General features: G+C 69.1%; 1 protein-coding gene. It reads right to left on the minus strand.

From position 1 onward, the window contains the following. Window positions 1-116: 116 nt before the first annotated feature. Window positions 117-2328, minus strand: a 2212-nt coding sequence (locus tag VN419_RS11375) for a homocysteine S-methyltransferase family protein (protein ID WP_325647346.1), incomplete at its 5' end; no start/stop codon positions are given.

A 2328-nucleotide genomic window follows, 5' to 3' on the forward strand; every position in this document is an offset into this window, starting at 1 on the left:
TCGTCATTCTCACTCCTCGATGCGGCAATGCCCGAAGGCCCCCCGCATCTGCGGGCGGTGTAGCAGAAACCCGCGCGGGACGCAAAGCCCCGTCGCGCCCCCGCCGTGCTGAAAAACTAGTGCGCCGCCCGGCCCGCCAGCTTGGCGGCCAGCTTCACGGCGGCCACGGCATCGCGGGAAAAGCCGTCCGCCCCGATGGACTGGGCAAAGGCCTCGGTGACCACGGCCCCGCCGATCATCACCTTCATGCCCAGGCCGCGCTCTCGGATGAGCTTCACCGTGTCCTCCATGCGCACCATGGTGGTGGTCATGAGGGCGGACAGGCCGATGACCTGCGCCCCGACCTTTTCGGCCTCGTCCACGATCTGCGCGGCGGGCACGTCCTTGCCCAGGTCGAAGACCTCGAAGCCGTGGTTCTTGAGCATCAGGCAGACGATGTTCTTGCCGATGTCGTGGATGTCGCCCTCCACCGTGGCCATGACGATGGGCGTCTTCTTCTCCGCCCGGCCGCTGGCCAGAAGCAGCGGCTCCAGCCGGGCGAAGCCCGCCTGCATGGCCTCGGCGCTGCGCAGCAGCTGGGGCAGGAAGTACTCCTTGCGCTCGTACTTCTGGCCCACCTCAAGGATGCCCGGAATGAGCGCCTCGTCCACCAGCTTGAAGGGGTCGCCCCCATCCGCCAGGGCGGCTTCGATCATGGCCAAGAGGCCCGCCTTGTCGCCCAGGATGACGGCTTCCTGAGGCGTGGTGGCCTTGCCCGCGCCCGGCGCGCCGCCAGCGGCGGCTCCGCTCCCGCCCGTGCCCGGCGTCCAGTTGGCGTACGCGCCGATGTAGCACGAGGCCTGGGCGTCCCGCGCCAGCAGCACCTCGGCCGAGGCCGCGACCTCGCGCAGACGCTGGCTGGCCGGATTGGCGATGCAGGACGACAGCCCCGCACCCATGGAAAGGGCCAGGAAGGTGGAATTCAGAAGCTCGCGCGCGGGCAGGCCGAAGCTCACGTTGGACAGGCCCATGGTGGTGGGCAGGCCCAGGGTCTCCCGGCAATGGCGGATGGTATCAAGACAGTGGCGCGCGGCCAGGGCCTTGGACGACACCGTGAGCACCAGGGCGTCTACCATGATGAGCCGGCGCGGAATGCCCAGCTCGTCGGCCTGCTTGAGCAGGCGCTCGATGACCGCGATACGCTCCGCCGCGGTGTAGGGCAGCTTGCGGCCCTCCAGGGGCAGCAAAATAAAGGGCGCGCCGAACTTCTTGCACAGGGGCCCAAGCAGCTCCATGCGGCCCGGCTCGCCGCTGATGGAGTTCACGAGCGGCGAACCCGCCTGGGTCCACAGGGCGTTCTCCATGGCCACGGGGTCGGAAGTGTCGAGGGACAGCGGCATCTCGAAGCGCGAGGAAAGGGCCATGGAAAGCGAGGGCAGCACCAGCTTCTCGTCCACCATGGGCGCACCCACGTTGACGTCGAGCACGCCCGCGCCCTGGGCGATCTGCTCCGTGGCCAGGCGCAGGGCCTCGGCGTGGCCGTTCTGCACCAGCTCCTCGGCCAGCACCTTCTTGCCCGTGGGATTGATGCGCTCGCCGATGATGACCAGCGGATTCTCCCAGCCGAAGGGCACGGACGCGGACCGGCAGGTGACCACCAGGGGCGATTTGTCCTCCGGGTCCGGCTTGGCGTAGGGCATCTCGCCCAGGCTGGCGCGCAAGGCGCTGATGTGCGCGGGCGTGGTGCCGCAGCAGCCGCCCAAAAACTTCGCGCCCATTTCGGCAAAGGCGCGGCACTGGCGGGCAAAGTCGTCCGGCCCCAGGCGGAACACGGTGCGGCCCGCCTCGTCCAGCTCCGGCAGGCCCGCGTTGGGTTGAACAAGCAGCGGGGTGGAAAGCCGGGGCAGCATGGCGCGCACGATGTCCACGATCTGCTCCGGCCCGGCGGAACAGTTGGTGCCGAGGAGATCCACGCCCAGGTTCTGCATGGTGTCGATGAAGGTGAGCGGCGTGGTGCCGGTCAGGGACTTCTCGCCCTCGAAGGTCATGGTGATGGCCACGGGCAGATCGCAGACCTCGCGGGCAGCCATGACGATGGCCTTGGCCTCGGCCAGATCGAACTGGGTCTCGCCGATGATGAGGTCGGCCCCGCCCTCCACCAGGCCCTGGATCTGCTCGCGGTAGGCGGCCACCATGTCGCGGAAGGACAGCTCGCCCAGAGGCTGCACGAAGTGCCCGGTGGGGCCCACGCTGCCCGCCACAAAGGCGCGGCCTGCCACGGCCTGCTTCGCCGTCCTGGCCAGCTCTCGGTTCAGCGCGCGCACGTCCACGCCGGGGTCGAGCTTGAAG

Origin of the sequence: Humidesulfovibrio sp. (assembly GCF_035560995.1) — a bacterium.
Lineage (GTDB): Bacteria > Desulfobacterota > Desulfovibrionia > Desulfovibrionales > Desulfovibrionaceae > Humidesulfovibrio.